This window comes from Thermoactinomyces sp. DSM 45891, from assembly GCF_900119485.1.
Lineage (GTDB): Bacteria > Bacillota > Bacilli > Thermoactinomycetales > Thermoactinomycetaceae > Baia.
Genome location: NZ_FPJZ01000015.1, coordinates 1 through 14,850 on the forward strand (window position 1 = coordinate 1; position 14,850 = coordinate 14,850).

At 39.8% G+C, this 14,850-nt stretch carries 17 protein-coding genes and 3 pseudogenes; 5 read left to right on the forward strand and 15 right to left on the reverse strand.

Annotation, left to right across the window (positions count from 1 at the left end):
• Window positions 1-303 (forward strand): IS3 family transposase (locus tag BT147_RS11370; RefSeq protein ID WP_143187990.1); only part of this gene is annotated, 303 nt, incomplete at its 5' end.
• Between the two features lie 89 nt (window positions 304-392).
• On the opposite strand, the gene BT147_RS11375 is transcribed toward BT147_RS11370, so the two are convergent.
• Complete coding sequence (locus BT147_RS11375) at window positions 393-977, reverse strand: DUF3238 domain-containing protein (protein WP_072335288.1); 585 nt, start codon at window positions 975-977, stop codon at window positions 393-395.
• A 135-nt stretch (window positions 978-1,112) separates the two neighbouring features.
• On the opposite strand from BT147_RS11375, the gene BT147_RS11380 reads away from it, so the two are divergent.
• On the forward strand, window positions 1,113-1,535 hold the full coding sequence (locus BT147_RS11380) for a MarR family winged helix-turn-helix transcriptional regulator (RefSeq protein WP_072335291.1): 423 nt from the start codon (window positions 1,113-1,115) through the stop codon (window positions 1,533-1,535).
• A gap of 52 nt (window positions 1,536-1,587) precedes the next feature.
• Here BT147_RS11380 and BT147_RS11385 read toward each other — a convergent pair whose 3' ends face one another.
• Window positions 1,588-2,316, reverse strand: a complete 729-nt coding sequence (locus BT147_RS11385; protein WP_072335294.1) for a MerR family transcriptional regulator — start codon at window positions 2,314-2,316, stop codon at window positions 1,588-1,590.
• A gap of 110 nt (window positions 2,317-2,426) precedes the next feature.
• Here BT147_RS11385 and BT147_RS11390 point away from each other — a divergent pair, with 110 nt between their 5' ends.
• The gene (locus BT147_RS11390) at window positions 2,427-3,056 is read left to right on the forward strand and encodes a DUF2238 domain-containing protein (protein ID WP_072335297.1); all 630 of its coding nucleotides are present in this window, start codon (window positions 2,427-2,429) and stop codon (window positions 3,054-3,056) included.
• Here BT147_RS11390 and BT147_RS11395 read toward each other — a convergent pair.
• The 8 genes and pseudogenes from BT147_RS11395 to BT147_RS11425 all read right to left on the reverse strand — a co-directional run bounded on the left by BT147_RS11395 (window position 3,025) and on the right by BT147_RS11425 (window position 9,226).
• Window positions 3,025-3,873, reverse strand: coding sequence for a 1,4-dihydroxy-6-naphtoate synthase (locus BT147_RS11395; RefSeq protein WP_072335466.1), 849 nt, complete (start codon window positions 3,871-3,873; stop codon window positions 3,025-3,027). The genes BT147_RS11390 and BT147_RS11395 overlap by 32 nt on opposite strands.
• Before the next feature lie 3 nt (window positions 3,874-3,876).
• A complete protein-coding gene (locus BT147_RS11400) occupies window positions 3,877-4,533 on the reverse strand; it encodes a futalosine hydrolase (RefSeq protein ID WP_072335300.1) in 657 nt (218 codons plus the stop codon).
• A 228-nt stretch (window positions 4,534-4,761) separates the two neighbouring features.
• A pseudogene (locus BT147_RS11405) lies at window positions 4,762-5,529 on the reverse strand (TylF/MycF family methyltransferase); the annotation flags it as partial.
• 88 nt (window positions 5,530-5,617) lie between these two features.
• Window positions 5,618-6,535: an O-fucosyltransferase family protein gene (locus BT147_RS11410; RefSeq protein WP_072335306.1), complete on the reverse strand. Its 918-nt coding sequence runs from the start codon at window positions 6,533-6,535 to the stop codon at window positions 5,618-5,620.
• Window positions 6,536-6,680: 145 nt separating this feature from the next.
• Window positions 6,681-6,767 (reverse strand): annotated as a pseudogene (locus BT147_RS16000) (helix-turn-helix domain-containing protein); the annotation flags it as partial.
• 40 nt (window positions 6,768-6,807) lie between these two features.
• Entirely contained in the window at window positions 6,808-7,473 is a 666-nt protein-coding gene (locus BT147_RS11415; RefSeq protein WP_072335310.1) for a hypothetical protein, read from the reverse strand.
• A 41-nt stretch (window positions 7,474-7,514) separates the two neighbouring features.
• Window positions 7,515-9,047 carry a recombinase family protein gene (locus BT147_RS11420; protein WP_072335313.1) on the reverse strand — a complete coding sequence of 511 codons (1,533 nt, stop codon included), beginning with the start codon at window positions 9,045-9,047 and terminating at the stop codon, window positions 7,515-7,517.
• The gene (locus tag BT147_RS11425) at window positions 9,044-9,226 is read right to left on the reverse strand and encodes a hypothetical protein (RefSeq protein WP_072335316.1); all 183 of its coding nucleotides are present in this window, start codon (window positions 9,224-9,226) and stop codon (window positions 9,044-9,046) included. Before BT147_RS11425 ends, BT147_RS11420 begins: the two co-directional genes overlap by 4 nt.
• 153 nt (window positions 9,227-9,379) lie before the next feature.
• Here BT147_RS11425 and BT147_RS15595 point away from each other — a divergent pair, with 153 nt between their 5' ends.
• The gene (locus BT147_RS15595; protein ID WP_177239802.1) at window positions 9,380-9,538 is read left to right on the forward strand and encodes a hypothetical protein; all 159 of its coding nucleotides are present in this window, start codon (window positions 9,380-9,382) and stop codon (window positions 9,536-9,538) included.
• 62 nt (window positions 9,539-9,600) lie between these two features.
• Here BT147_RS15595 and BT147_RS11430 read toward each other — a convergent pair.
• Window positions 9,601-9,744, reverse strand: a pseudogene (locus tag BT147_RS11430) (undecaprenyl-diphosphate phosphatase); the annotation flags it as partial.
• A gap of 404 nt (window positions 9,745-10,148) precedes the next feature.
• Here BT147_RS11430 and BT147_RS11435 point away from each other — a divergent pair.
• Window positions 10,149-10,544 carry a hypothetical protein gene (locus tag BT147_RS11435; protein WP_072335319.1) on the forward strand — a complete coding sequence of 132 codons (396 nt, stop codon included), beginning with the start codon at window positions 10,149-10,151 and terminating at the stop codon, window positions 10,542-10,544.
• Between the two features lie 545 nt (window positions 10,545-11,089).
• Here BT147_RS11435 and BT147_RS11440 read toward each other — a convergent pair.
• The 4 genes from BT147_RS11440 to BT147_RS11455 form a co-directional block, all read right to left on the reverse strand.
• Window positions 11,090-11,914: an undecaprenyl-diphosphate phosphatase gene (locus tag BT147_RS11440; RefSeq protein ID WP_072335469.1), complete on the reverse strand. Its 825-nt coding sequence runs from the start codon at window positions 11,912-11,914 to the stop codon at window positions 11,090-11,092.
• A 211-nt stretch (window positions 11,915-12,125) separates the two neighbouring features.
• A complete protein-coding gene (locus BT147_RS11445; RefSeq protein WP_072335322.1) occupies window positions 12,126-13,181 on the reverse strand; it encodes a monodechloroaminopyrrolnitrin synthase PrnB family protein in 1,056 nt (351 codons plus the stop codon).
• 53 nt (window positions 13,182-13,234) lie between these two features.
• Window positions 13,235-13,414 (reverse strand): helix-turn-helix domain-containing protein, encoded by a 180-nt coding sequence (locus tag BT147_RS11450; protein ID WP_072335326.1) that lies wholly within the window; start codon window positions 13,412-13,414, stop codon window positions 13,235-13,237.
• Between the two features lie 238 nt (window positions 13,415-13,652).
• Window positions 13,653-14,828, reverse strand: coding sequence for a GNAT family N-acetyltransferase (locus BT147_RS11455; RefSeq protein ID WP_072335329.1), 1,176 nt, complete (start codon window positions 14,826-14,828; stop codon window positions 13,653-13,655).
• Window positions 14,829-14,850 lie beyond the last annotated feature (22 nt).

The window sequence follows — 14,850 nt, forward strand, 5'->3', positions numbered from 1 at the left end:
CCTCTCCTCCACTCCGATCAAGGCTGGCATTATCAAATGAAGAAGTACCAACATTCCTTGAAACAAAGAGAAATTACACAGAGCATGTCCCGTAAGGGAAATTGCTTGGATAATGCCGTCATAGAAAACTTTTTTGGTTTGCTCAAAAGTGAGTTGCTTTATCTTCACACATTTGTGAGTATGGATCATTTCAAACAGGAGCTAGAGGATTATATTCACTATTACAACCACAAACGATTGAAGATAAAACTAAAGGGCATGAGTCCGGTTCAATACCGAACACATACCCTACAGGCTGCTTAAATCTTCATGTCTAACTTTTTGGGTTCACTTCAGAATATTCAGCACAGCCCTATCATTACGTCTATATAACGACCAAAAAAGGCAATCTCTTATGAGATCACCTTATGAAACTTGTACTCCATCTCTCCACCTAGCGCTTCTCGAGTGTCGCCTGTCTTTCTAAAGTCATGGGTATAAATCTCTTCAAATGGACCAAAATCAGTTTGCTTATAAAATTCAAAACATGGGAATCCATCATGCTTCCCTGTCACTTCAACTGTGCCATCCTCTTTCACATGCACTGTTAATAGATAATCCACAGTAGGAATATCTTGCAATGGATTTCCCGCACTGGCTGTCATCTGAAAATGAACGCCATCTTCTTCCCATTTCGTATGAATACACTTAATGTTTTCCATACTCGCTCTGTCTTTTTTATAGCTAATCGAGCCATCTAGATGAATAAATTTTTCTACTGAAACTCCTGTGCTCTCAATCGAAAAGATCTCTCGCTTCTGAAAGTCCACTACCACCTCTTGCTCCACTCTTGAACGAAATGTATTTCCTGCATGAGGTGTAAACTCTCGTCCATCCCCTAAACGTTGAACCATATTCCCCGTATCGCCATCTGGTTGAGGTTCTGTCCAAAACACTGGAGCAAATACACTCGCTCTAATTTTTACAATGTTAGCCATATCAAAAGCCCCCATTTAATTTATTATCGTTTCTTGCATTCATATATAGTCAACTTGATTGACCATATATGAAATAGTACACTTATTATCACATATAGTCAACCCAGTAGACTAATTTGATCAGGAGGCTTTGAAATGAATGATTTAGATCTTATGTCCTTATTATCCACATCTTTTCATACTTTAGTTGATAAATTACACGAGAGACTGACAGAGCTAGGGTTTCATGATATCCGCCCTGTACATGGATATATCTTCAAATATATCGCATTGCATGAGGGAGCCACAGGAATTGAACTAGCCGACCATCTAGGAATTACGAAACAAGCAGTGAGTAAAATAGTTGATTATCTAGAGGAAAATGATTATGTCCTGCGAAAGCCTCATCCAACTGACAAACGAGGAAAAATCATTGTGCTAACCGAACGTGGCCAATTAGCTATAGAAACGAAAGAAAAAATTCTTAATGAGATCGAGCAACATTTAATCGAAAACTTGGGTGCTAAGCGAATGCAGATGATGAAAGATGATCTAGAAAACGTAATTCGTAAAACATAACAAAAGAACTTCTCCCCTCAAAAAATAAGGAAGAAGTTCTCTGCTCTTTGTTCTACTTTTGATGACGGTCTGCGTAAACTCCCATTGCATCACGCATAAACATAGCCAATCCTTCACCAAATCGATCGATGCTTTTAGTAAATCGCTGATCCGATACATACATCTCTCCTAAAGATCGAAATGCTTCTGGCGTATAATCACCAAAGCTTTGTAGCATATCATACCATTTGGCAATAGCGGATTGTGCTTTTTCCGAATCGGGGCTCACATGCCGAATACTCGCTAAATGAAGATAGAGATCATTCATTTCTTTTTGTATCTCGGGTCCCATCTGAGCGACTTTCTGATTCGACCGATTCACTGCTTCATCGCCCCAACGTTCCCGTGCTTCTTGTTCATACGGATTCGAACGAAAATCAAATCCCTCAAACCTTTCTTCTGTCATCATTTGAATCTCTCCTTTGTTATGTTGAATCGTCTTCTCCACAGTTTGAATCAATTTATCTAGACGGTTCCGTTTCTCTACTAATGTCTGGTGATGCATTTGTAAAGCTTCCTGCCGATCAAATGTGGGACTATAAACGATTTCCTTGATGGTTTGTAAGGAGAAACCTAACTCCTTAAAAAATAAAATTTGTTGGAGCAGCTCTAAGTTTTCATTAGAATATAGGCGATAACCTGATTCTGTAGTCTCATCTGGGATAAGCAATCCAATCTCATCATAATGATGGAGCGTGCGAACGCTTACTCCCACTAGGTCAGCTACTTCTTTCACTTTCATGAATCGTGCTCCTTTCTATTTCCAACTATAAGGTATTACGTTACGAGAGAGTCAACACGTATTCGATTGGAAATAATACATGACAATGGAAAAGAAAAGGGGGGACGAAGATGAATCGTAGGTGGATATTGGGGATTATGATATGTATCTTAGCTGGAGTACTCATTTGGTCTGGAATTCACCCTGTTAAACAATCACTCTGGTTTTTTGAGGCTGGACCCGCTGTACTCCTCATTCTCGTCTTAGTCTTTACGTACCGTCGTTTTCCGCTTACTACTTTGACTTACACCATCACATTTATTTCGTGCATTATTATGATGATCGGCGCTCACTATACGTATGCAGAAGTCCCTTTATTGAAAAAAACAACGGAAACATTTCATTTCTCAAGAAACCATTTTGATCGCTTTGGACATTTTTTCTTTGGGATGATCGTTGCCGCTTTTATTAGAGAAATCGCGATACGAACCATTAAGATTCAAAAAGAAAAACTACTTCCTATCTGGGTTCTCTGTATCACATTAGCTCTCGGTGCGGCATATGAGCTATTAGAGTTTCTCGTCGGGTCTTTGTTTACTGAAGATGTACAGGAATTTCTGGGGTATCAAGGGGATATATTTGATTCTCATTGGGATATGGTAATGGCTCTTTTCGGAGGCATCTCTTTGTTATGGCTCGGTAAATGGCAGGACCGACAAATTGCGTCGGTCACGGGTAAAATGGATGGAAAAGGTGGCTAGGCATTTCGGGTACCAATCCTTCTTTTTCTGCTCTTCCTAGTAATACTTCTATGGCCTGATATCCTTCTAAACCTAGATTGGCACTGAATTCATTTACATATAAGTTGATATGAGCCTGAGCAACCTCTATATCCATCTCCTGTGCTAACTGGAGGATATACTCTTGTGAAGCTTCTGGGTGCTCCCAAGCATATTGAACCGATTGCCGAATGGTAGAAGTGATCCCTCTAATGTCTAAATCACGACGTGCAAGAATAGCTCCTAACGGGATCGGAAGCCCTGTATCCTCTTCCCACCACTCACCTAGATCTTTTACTAATTGCAAACCAAAGGTCGGATACGTAAAACGGGCCTCATGAATGACCAAGCCCGCATCAACCAGCCCATCCCGCACAGCAGGCATGATCTCATGAAAAGGCATAACCACAATCTCGCCCACCCCACCTGGAACATGTCCAGCAATCCATAAGCGAAACAGTAAATATGCCGTCGATCTCTTGCTTGGAACCGCTACTCGCGTACCTGATAATGAGCTACTTCCTACCTCTTTATGCTGACTATTTACCAGCACCAAAGGACCGCAACCTCTGCCTAACGCTCCACCACACGGCAACAAGGTATACTCCGGCCGAATCCATGGCAAAGCCGCACAAGAGATTTTTAATAGATCATATGTAGTGGATTCAGACGCCCAAGTGTTCGTTTTATCAATATCAGCATACGTAACATCCAGCTCAGGAGCTCCTGCAATCAAACCATGCACCCAAGCATGGAAGATAAATGTATCATTTGGACAAGGAGAAAATACTATTTTCATCAACTATAGCACCTCTTTACATTTTGCAAATACTTCTTCTAACCGTAATAAGGCATCTTCTAATTTCCACGAATCACGATCACGGGGACCTACTAGGTTGGAGATCGTACGAATCTCACATACAGGGATGTTCATCTTCTGAGCCGCTGTAGCAATCCCAAATCCCTCCATCGCTTCCGCTCGTGCCTCTGGATAGTTTGCTATCAACCGTTTTGCAGTCTCTTTCGTACCGGTTGTCGTATTCATAGTCAGAATCGGACCGATCGACACGGGAGCTCCAGCCTGAATGAGAGTTTGATAAATCCGTTTCGTCATCTTCTCATCTACTTCAATCGACCCCGAACCAAACCCTAATTCATCGATAGAGATAAATCCATTCAGTGACTCTGCTCCTAAATCTCCTGATCGTATTTGGCTAGCGACAACAATATGCCCCACATCAGCTCGTCCCACAAATCCACCTGCCACTCCAGCGATGATCACAAGATCATATGGGTATTGATTCTTTACCAATTCAAGTGTCGTTTGAACGGCTGATGTCACAGGACCCACTCCACCCGCAATCACTGTCACTCTCTCATTTTCTTGACCAACCCCACGCAGAACAGCCTCTCGTTCTAACTCTACGGCAGTTACAATCAAAACTCGTGATATATCCATCCGGGCGATCTCCTTTACTTCCTATTCCCTCTACCATACCATAAAAAAGACCTCATTTTTTGCACGGACCCACGTCGAAAAGCCCCCAGCTATGTGATAGGTGAGGGCAAGCTGAATTAAACGTTTATTGATCCATCAAAAACGATATATTCGGTTGTGACCCTGTGCTAGTTCAGTTGGTCTTTCAACCTCTACTTCTTCTCGCCGGTTTACTTCTATTTCTCTTGTTTTTTTCCAAAACGCGCTAAATCCATCAATGTTTACAATCGATTCCGTAATGTTATGTTTATTTCGGAAATCATGAACAGCTCGTTGACAAAGAGGCACAGTATAATCATCAATAATAACGTAGCCACCAACAGACACCTTATGGTATAGATTTACTAAAGCATCTGTTGTAGACGAATACATATCACCGTCCAACCTAGCTATCGCAATTTTTTCAATCGGCGCTACTGGTAATGTATCTTTAAACCAACCTTTTAAAAAGCTTACTTGACCATCTAATAAATCGTATTTTCTAAAATTCTCTATTACCTCTTCCACCGAAACTCTTAAAAAATCTACTTCATGAAGTGTTACACCCGCATCAACCGGATACTGAGGATCAGGAGCAGGTAATCCTTCAAACGAATCAGCAACCCAGACCTTTCTATCTGTAATTCCATGAGCTTTCAAAAATCCTCTCATAAAAATACAAGAGCCACCTCGCCAAACCCCTGTTTCGATAAAATCGCCCTCAATATTTTCGTTTATCACGGCATTCATACATTGATGCAGATTATTCATTCTCTCTCTACCTATCATACTATGAGCAATAGGAGGCCAGTCTTGACCCCTTTGTCTATTTTCCTTTGTAGGAGAAAAAAGAGCATTATTCGGATCCAGGAATTGTACATATTTTTGTTCATGCTCAATATAGATCTCAAAAAGAATAGACTTTTTTAACATCTCCAGATATAATTCCCTGCTTGTTTGCTCTTTACTAACAGACATACCTACAAAACCCCTCTCACATCATAATAACTAATAAATATGCGAGAAATTTACTGATAGTACTGCACAAAATTATATAAGGATAAACCTAAGCCATTCCCGTTGATGCAAGACGAGGGAACCAATCCTCCCAACATGCTTGGTAATCAGGATGGAGATTGGTGAAGTGTTGATAATGACGAATATAAGCTGCTAGGTAAGCAAAAGAAGACGAATGTGGCCCTATGAACAAAGGAGCTCTCGTACATACCATCCAATCAATTAACGCTTGTTGCTCAAGGTACAACTCATTAAACTCTTTTTTAAATTCTAAGTTTCTTTCAAAAATATCCTTCTTATTTATAGCCACTATGCAAGGATTTATTTCCTTTAATCGGGTTATTAGAGCCTCATACTCATTAGCCTTTGATCCAGAAGCTACATAGATAGCTGATATGTTTTGGGTATCCGAGAAAAACTTGATTACACTATCAAATTGACTTTCTCGAATGGATGATAGCCTATCTTCTCCTATATCCGAAAAACTTAATAAATCCCTCTCGATTCGCAATTGGGCAGCAGTCCATAGAGGGTAAATAGACATTGAATCCATGACAAAATTGGATAACTTTATGAGCTCCTTAGACCAGGGAAAAACATTTCCAAATAGGAAACCTAAATCTTTTGTTTCTTCTGGAGTAGATGTGCGCATAGGCATTCGATTACAGGTGAGTAATAAATCCGAATCAAGCTTATGAACTTCCTCTACACGTCTTACTTGTATTTTTTTCTCTTCCAGTATTCCCGTTAAACCATCTACATCTAAAAATGAGTCAATCTTAATTGGTTGAAAGTGAGGTTTACTGGTTAAATCCACCGTAGTCCGTGTTTGAACATCACTTAAAACAAGGCATACTTCCATCCCTTGTCCTCGATAGAATAATGCTTCCCCCACTGCCCTAAAAATGGCCATCAGTTGGTTACACAGTCCTTCGTTTCCTTGAATTGAATATTGAATATACAACACGAATGAACCACCTCTACCATAGTCAACTACAAACTTGTTATGTAATCTTTATTCCAATTTAGGCGGGCCTATTCCACAGTTAAAACCCCCTACTATGAATATAGGGGGTTTTTGGCCAATCTTGATCCATTTCTCCAGAGGAGAATTAGATCTCTAACTCACCCAATCTCACTAGATCAACGACAGCCTGAGAGCGACCTTTTACATTGAGCTTTTGCATGACGTTACTGATGCATAACCTTTGCAAACTACTGCCCTAAAGAGACTAGACCTTACTGGTTTGGTCCCCAACCATCACGCTCACCCTTGATGGTCATATGACCTCTGCAACCTCGCTCCGATTCACAGCTAAGACCAAATTGATAGGTACCATTTAGCTCTCTCGTAATCACTTTTGGCTCTCTGCCCACTTCACCTTCCTCAATTTTATTACCGTTTTTATCTGCAATGAAGTACTTAAGCTTGTTTCTGAAACCAAATCCATCACTACTTACCTTCACTGTATAGTTATCTTTTCGGAGAAAAACATTTTCCGTATGCTCTTTTTGACCTTGCCCAATCTCGATCCATTTATCCCATTGCTCAGTCGGAGTTAGCGTAAGAGCACCCTTACATCCACGATCCTCTACACAACGAAGCCCTAATGTATATCGTCCACGATCCTTGAACTCCTTAGAAACGGTAGTGGAGGTACCTCTCTCAATCTTCCCTTCTGCCACTTTTACTCCATTACTTTCAATGAAGTATTCGATATCTGAGCGGAAGGAGTCATTTTTTACTTTTAAATCATATTCCCCGCCTCTAATAAAAACCTGTTCCGTATGCTCTTTTTCATTTATCGCAATTTCTGTTCCAATCGGGTCAGCAGCCGATACCATGCTACCCATAGAGGATACTGCCAATGCAAATGCAAATGTTACTGAAAGCTTTTTCAACATATCATTCACTCTCCACATATAAATTTACACTAGTTAAGATTCTATAAAAATTCAGAACATCCTTCTTTTGTGGAGAAAATATGTTTTTTTTGTTGTTTTAAGTCGATACACGGTTTTTCAAAGCTATAAACCATATCTACCTCTAAGTTTGGATGAAGTAGAACTACATCCACCAATACCTTAAATGCATGTAGTAAGCTCTGACTCCGTTCCTCTATAGCGTAAAACGCTTGTTGGACGGTATTAATTTTCTTGATTTTCTGGTTTTCCTGTTGAAGTAATCTTATTTGTTTTTGTATATGGTGGGCGTTTCGATCCAACTCGAGTCTTTTCTCTTCAAACTCATTCTTCGTGATGAATTGATCCAAATATAGGTCGAGTAACTGCTGGATTTTGGTCTGCACAGATTTGAAGGACTTTTCGGCTTCTCCTCTCCTTTTTTCATAATCCTTGGATGGATCGTGTACGAAATGCAACTCAAGAAATCGCCCCTTTTCGATCAATTGATCCCTTATAAAGTTTTTCATTTCTTCATATGTGATGGGTTTATGATTGATACAACCAGTTGATCCGATCCTTCTATATCTTGAACATTTTAAGTATCGATAATAATGCTTTTCTCCGGTACTAAGAACCTTATGAGATTGGAGAATGACCATGCTGGAACCACACACCCCGCATTTCAAAATACTACGTAGGTCATTCCACGGAGTAAACTTCTTCTTATCCTTATTCGTGTGATTGGGATTTGCCTGCATCCATTCTTCTCGTGTAATAATCGCTGGATGGTGGTCGCGAAACCATATCCACTGTTCAGGGGAATTTCGAATCTGCTTTTTACGCCCACCCATTTTAACAGTCGTATACTGATTTAAAATAAAATCTCCACAATAGATCGGATTGCCGATCAATCTCTGAATAGACGTCATCTGCCATAGATTACGCTGTTTCGATGGGATGCCCAGACCGTTTAGCTCCTTGGTAATCCTCTTAAATCCCCAGCCTTGGTTATACCAACGAAATATCATTCTTACAACTATTTCCTCTTCTTCTAAAATCTGCAATTTGCCATCTATACGAACAAATCCATACGGAATTCTTCCAATGTGCTCGCCTCTGCGAACTTTTGCTGCTAAAGCGGCGGATACTCCAGCCGATAATGTTCTACTATATTGAGCCGAAAAAAGTGACCATAATTCAAATGCCATATCATTTTTACCAGCTTTATGCGAGTCATATCCTTCTTCTACAGAGATAATCCTAACGTTATGAGCAATAAATACCTCTCTAATTTCAAGAGAATCTTTAAGATCCCGGGCCAAACGGCTAATCGATTTAAAAATCACCATGTCAATTTCTTTCTTCTTCGCTTGCTCTAAGATTTGCTGAATCGCAGGACGCTCTAAGAAAAGAGTCCCGCTAATCCCATGGTCTTTATAAATACACTCCTCATTCCATTCAAAACCATGTCTCTCTAACCAGTTACGGCAAATGTCAATCTGGTTTTCAACCGATGATATTTGCTCATCTTTATCTGTAGACACACGAATATACACAGCAATCTTCTTACTCACTGTCTCTTGTCACCCTCTTTTGGGTCGTGTACTCCCTTCATCATAGATTCATATGTGGAGTTCACCCGTTGATTCGATTTATCTGGTGAAAAGGTGGGAGAAAAGGCTTCTTGAAATGCTTGAAGAATATTTTTAGTACCATATGTTTCATTGCCTAACTTCAATCGAAACTTCTTCAAGTTCATCACCCCTGTATTTCAAGTTATGCAGAAGGTACAGGGATACAAGCCTATTTTTAGTAACAATGATTACATTTGTCAGATGACGGGTACCCTTTCGGTATGGTACATTTTACGTAAATACAGGCGATCATGATTATAGGGGTTGTAATAATGGATAAGAATACAGGTTGGGGGATGCTTCTCCCTGGTTTTATACTATTAGGTTTGGGGATCGGAATGGCACTGGGGAATACAGGAGCGGGAGTTCTTATTGGAGTGGGTGTTGGTTTCATCTCTTCGGCCATTATCCAAGGCATGAGATCAAAATAAGAGCATCAGTATATAATAAAAGCCAAGCTTGAACGACGCTCACGCTTGGCTTTTATTAATACCTATAAAAAGAAAAAGTAAATAATCGCTGCCAGCACAATTCGATAGATGGCAAAAGGCACGAGCTTAATCTTATTAATCAACTTTAAGAAAAAGCGAATCGAAATTAAAGCGAAGATAAATGCACTAATAAAGTTATTCAAGTATATACAATCAAGGTTTATCTTCTTTTCCTGTGCAAAGATTGCAAACCCTCTCTCCATATCCACTCCTATATCCCATTTTTGCCAATCCCGTATCTTTTTTCTCCAGATTATAGTGTGAGAACCGTATGACAGGTAAATCTTCCCACGTACAACTTGTTTTAAAGATTATGATTCTACCTATGACTTAATTTTATTTATATACTACTATATAAATAAAATTACAGACTGTAGACAAAACCCTTCTGAAAAACACCATCAGAAGGGTTTTGTCTACAGTCTGTATTATTGTTTTGCGTTTCTACCTACTCCATAGAAAATATTTTTGTATAATTTATACTTAATAGTAGAATTTTAATAAAAAACATAATATAATTATTCTATATATTATATAGGAGGATTAATCTATGATAAAGAAAATATTTTCTACAATAATGTTTAGTGTTTTTTGTTTGTTATTAGTACCAGTCTCATCATTTGCATCTTCATCTAGTTTTAGCTATGAAGCTCCTGCGGGGGGGTATGATGGAACTAAAGCTTGTCAGACTAGTTATACAGACCTTGTCTTTTATATTACACACAAAAATGGTTTATCAACTAGAGCACATTTACAAAAACTATCTGGTGGAAAATGGGTTACAATAAATACTACACTCATGCAGGGTCGTAAAAACTACAAATTGGTTGCTAAATATGCAGGATCAAGTCTATATCGAATTCTTGTCAAAGCTGATATTAATGGTGGAACAGCAATAGGAACTGTTAAATGCGTTGGGGAACGTTCTGCCGTCAGCGGACTATGATGTTGAATGTCTAGACAACTGTCTAACCTAGCAATACTTGATTTTCCAGTCGTACTGACTGTCCAATGTAAGTGGGCGGCCTTTTCGTTTTTTCCTATTACATATATCCATGACTAGTTGGTATCCAGTTGGCTTTTAAGAGTATTCATTGCTTAGCAAAACTCGATATATGCCTACACGAGTCCACTTTTATCAGCAACTATCATAAATCTACCTTTGTTTTTCCACTTCCTCTCTAGAAAGCTTCCATCCAAGTATGCACAATCAAAGTTTATCTTCTTTTCTTGTTGTAGAGATTACAAAAAACTCTACAAATCCACACCATATACTTGTGTATTACTAGAATGGGAATCAGTTCGGAAAAGTAACTAAAGTAACTTTAGAGCAATCATCAGCGTGGGTCCGGCTCATTGCTTCAACGATTCCGCAAAGTGTAAAAGCAAAGAACATTACAACTCTGATGCAAGAGGAAAGCCAAGCTTGGAACTTACATTCGAGCTTGGCTTTTATTTATGAACATAAAACAGTCTAAAACATTCCAACCTCTACAAACAGAAGAAGTAAATAATTGCTGCCAGCACAATACGATACATCCCAAAAGGAGCCAACTTAATCTTATTAATTAACTTTAAGAAAAAGCGTATCGAGATTAAGGCGAAGATAAAGGCACTAATAAACCCGACAATAAAAAACGGCAGGGCATCTATGGTAAAGGAACTCCAGCCCTTAACGAGGGAAAGTGCACTCGCACCAAACATCACAGGAACCGCCATAATAAAAGTAAAGTCGGCAGCCGCGCGATGCCCTAGTCCCATCAGTACTCCTCCTGACATCGTTGATCCTGAGCGAGAGAAACCAGGCCATAACGCGATGCACTGAAATAATCCAATTCCAATTGCATGCTTGTATGTAATTTGATCTACTGTTTTCACTTTCGCTCTACTTGGACGAAACCAATCGGCAACTATCATCAGAAGTCCACCCGCTGCTAGACCAATTACGACTCTTTTAGCCGAAAATAAGTCATCAATATAATCTTTAAATAAGAAACCTAACACTGCTGCTGGCATCATTCCCACAATCACGTGCTTTAGATTGAGCTTCTGCCCCTGCTCTGCTACTGAAAGATCTTTCTTCAAGCCGAGCAAGTTCATAAATCTCTCTTTAAACACGATGACAACTGCTAAAATAGAGCCTAGCTGAATCACTACTTTAAACGAGGTAGCCACTTCTTTAGAAAATAACTTATCTGAGTGAAGAAACATATCATCGACAAGAATCATGTGCCCTGTGGATGATACAGGTGCAAACTCCGTTAACCCTTCTACGATCCCTAGTACAAACGCTACAAAGATTTCCCACAAATTCAAGCTCACCTTTCTAATCAAGAAATGATAGAATCATATACTCCCTATGTAAGACAACCAATAAGACTATATTGATACATATTCCACGCTATGTCACCTAAAAGTTGTGAAAGATAGGTGTCTCTACTCCAAAAGTTGCCTGAGAAAATGTGGAAAAGAGATTCTTGTAGGATGTCTATTTCGATGCCAGGTTACAGAGTATGGGTTTGATCCACTACTCCCTCACCTGTGCAAACGCTTTTCTTACATCCTCTTCTGCTTTCTTTACAATTTGGATGCGCTCTTCTAAAAACTCATCAAAGGGAAAGCCACCTGTCCCGAATTTCACATTGGTATCTTGCTTACGAATATACCTCGTGACAAGCCCTTGATGTACGTATCGGTAAATTCTCATGTACTTGTATATTTCCATCAGAAGATTCAATTCTTCTCGATTGGTGCCATTCGTTTTATACTCTTTTATGAATTTTTCTCTTAAGGACGGTAATGCCTTTGCTTGCATGATTTTGAGCCTTTCGATCGGCTCCAGATACATCATCAATTCATCCGTAGTATCTAGATAACGGGCATCTGCACTTCCAACTCCAATATCCAAAAGAATGATATTAGCCAGATGAACCCCACTCGGAGCATTTAACATCTTCCCTTGTATTTCAATAGGGAAAAAATACTCCCGAAAATACTTGATAAAGAATACCGGATCGACAGCTTGATGAACGTTTTTGTTCTCATCAATAAGCTTTTTCACACAATCTCGGATCATCGTTAAACTTTTACCATAATCCACATGCTCGTTTGCTGTTTGTAGCTGGAGCAGATGATCGACAGCTGGCATGAGTGCTTCATCAGAACGTTGATGTTGGCGAATAAATCCGATCTCACTCTCATGGCCCGTAAAGGTCCGCATCGCTTCTTCTGAATTATGAGTCGCATACGAACAGTAGGTATCCCTTGGCACCACTCCTGTTGTAGGCGATAACAAACAGAGTGAATCATAGATAGGACTTAGTTTTTCCATCGGAATCCCAGCACGTAAACAGCTAACTAAATATATTCCTAAATCCCCCATACTTCGAATCCGAACCTCAAATGGGGAGTAAAAAGCAACTGTTTGAATGGTGTAGAAGTCGGGAAGGAAGTGATTCCCTTTCGCTACCTGTTCGAAATCGTCATTCATATTATGCTTCGGTAACATCTCCACTACATAATGACTAAACTCCCCTAAAGGGAACAGAGGATCTATTTCAATCGATAAATTCGCTCCACTCATTGGGGCAACCTCCTTATATAACCTTTTACTACTAGATGTTATGTAAGAGAATCCTATTTTATGGCAACATTTCTGCAATGGGTACACATGACGTTGGAGATGTGGTTGCGTACGGTTTTCTCACTGATGAAGAGCTGCCCAGCTATTTCTTTGGTAGTTTTATCTTGTACGAGCAGTTCGAAAACTTCCCTCTCCCGATTCGTCAACAAGGGTTTGCCTTTTTGATTAGTCAATTGGTTGCCACCCTTCCTTGTTCGAGCACTAACAACACGAGGGTCAGGGATTCAGTCAAAGTATAGTATGAACGAGCTTACGATTGAGTGAAGCACGGATGAAAAAATAGGCGGGTGATTCTGACTACCCTCAAATGCAAGCCATTTCATCTATGCATTGCCATCGTATGCAGAAGACTTGGGTGAAGTGAAAAGAGAATGTAAAAAACAAACCCAATCAAGAGTTTGCTTGTTCTAATTAGAAGTAATCAATCATATAACTATGTGTTTCGGGTATGAAACTCTCAAGCACTTCAATCCCCTCAGTAGGGCCTTGAATCAATCCTAGCCTAAGCATCTCCTGTGGGCGTTTATATCCAAACAGAATCGCTGATAACGTGTTAATAGATAATCGAATACAGTCTGCTTCCTCGTCACATGAGTCTTTTACATGTATCCCTTTATCTCCCATCACAAATGTACGTTCATTCCACGGTGCGAAAGGGTCTGTAATCCGTAACTTCACTTCTTTCCCTTGTGCGTCATCCCACCGAAACGGACAGTAAGCCAGAAACTGCTCCACATCTACAATCCGAACCATCCCATATGGTTTTATCTCAGTAGGAACACAAGGATCTTTTAGTAAGTATAGGAGTGGATCTCTCGAATGGGTATGAATCTCAATCTCCTTCACCATGGAATCATGTTGACAAATGAAGTTCCATAATCCTCTCCTAGCTTCCTCTGTTAATACCACTAATTCCTCCACTACTAGCTTCCCATTTTCCATACCATAAAGGATGTATCCTTGTGGCATCTTCTTTTCATCATAATAGAGCGCAATCGTACCCTCATCATACACCTTAAGCCATTGGTCCGTATTCCGGACAAGCTTCCCTGAAAACTGCAGTGCATACTGATGATATACTTGTTCAATCTCCACAAAATGCTCTTCTTTCGTGAAACGTCGAATCGTTCCTTTAGCCGGAGCAAGTGGCTTAAGATCATGGTTCGTCAACTTAATCGTCAACAGATTACAGAGAAGCTCCCATCCATATCGACGGTAGAAATCTACTTGGAAAGGATGAAGGACCGAGACAGTCATCCCTTTTTCTTTCATTTCTTTCAGACTATGAATCAGCATATCCCGTACATAACCTTGGCGACGGTATTCAGGATAAGTCGCTACCCCTGCAATTCCACCCATCTCTATTACTTGCTGGTGATATGTAATATGAAAGGAGATGAGATGTGCCTTCGCAACGATTTCTTTCGTATGCTCATCTTGAATGGCATAGATAGAATGATATTTTCGGTACTGCTCCATTCTCTCTTCCATTTCGTCATCTGCAACTTTATATTGAAAGGCGTATTCTGCTACTTTTATAGCATCTCGATATCTAGCTTCGGTAACTTCAAACACTTTGTTTGACATAGGAGCCTCCTGTGATATGTAT

Coding starts and splice junctions, on each gene's coding strand:
- BT147_RS11400 (WP_072335300.1), bottom strand. CDS start 4,533: ATGGATATATCACGAGTTTTGATTGTAACTGCCGTAGAGTTAGAACGA.
- BT147_RS11455 (WP_072335329.1), bottom strand. CDS start 14,828: ATGTCAAACAAAGTGTTTGAAGTTACCGAAGCTAGATATCGAGATGCT.
- BT147_RS11380 (WP_072335291.1), top strand. CDS start 1,113: ATGAATGATTTAGATCTTATGTCCTTATTATCCACATCTTTTCATACT.
- BT147_RS11415 (WP_072335310.1), bottom strand. CDS start 7,473: ATGTTGAAAAAGCTTTCAGTAACATTTGCATTTGCATTGGCAGTATCC.
- BT147_RS11385 (WP_072335294.1), bottom strand. CDS start 2,316: ATGAAAGTGAAAGAAGTAGCTGACCTAGTGGGAGTAAGCGTTCGCACG.
- BT147_RS15595 (WP_177239802.1), top strand. CDS start 9,380: ATGGATAAGAATACAGGTTGGGGGATGCTTCTCCCTGGTTTTATACTA.
- BT147_RS11395 (WP_072335466.1), bottom strand. CDS start 3,873: ATGAAAATAGTATTTTCTCCTTGTCCAAATGATACATTTATCTTCCAT.
- BT147_RS11435 (WP_072335319.1), top strand. CDS start 10,149: ATGATAAAGAAAATATTTTCTACAATAATGTTTAGTGTTTTTTGTTTG.
- BT147_RS11375 (WP_072335288.1), bottom strand. CDS start 977: ATGGCTAACATTGTAAAAATTAGAGCGAGTGTATTTGCTCCAGTGTTT.
- BT147_RS11390 (WP_072335297.1), top strand. CDS start 2,427: ATGAATCGTAGGTGGATATTGGGGATTATGATATGTATCTTAGCTGGA.
- BT147_RS11445 (WP_072335322.1), bottom strand. CDS start 13,181: ATGAGTGGAGCGAATTTATCGATTGAAATAGATCCTCTGTTCCCTTTA.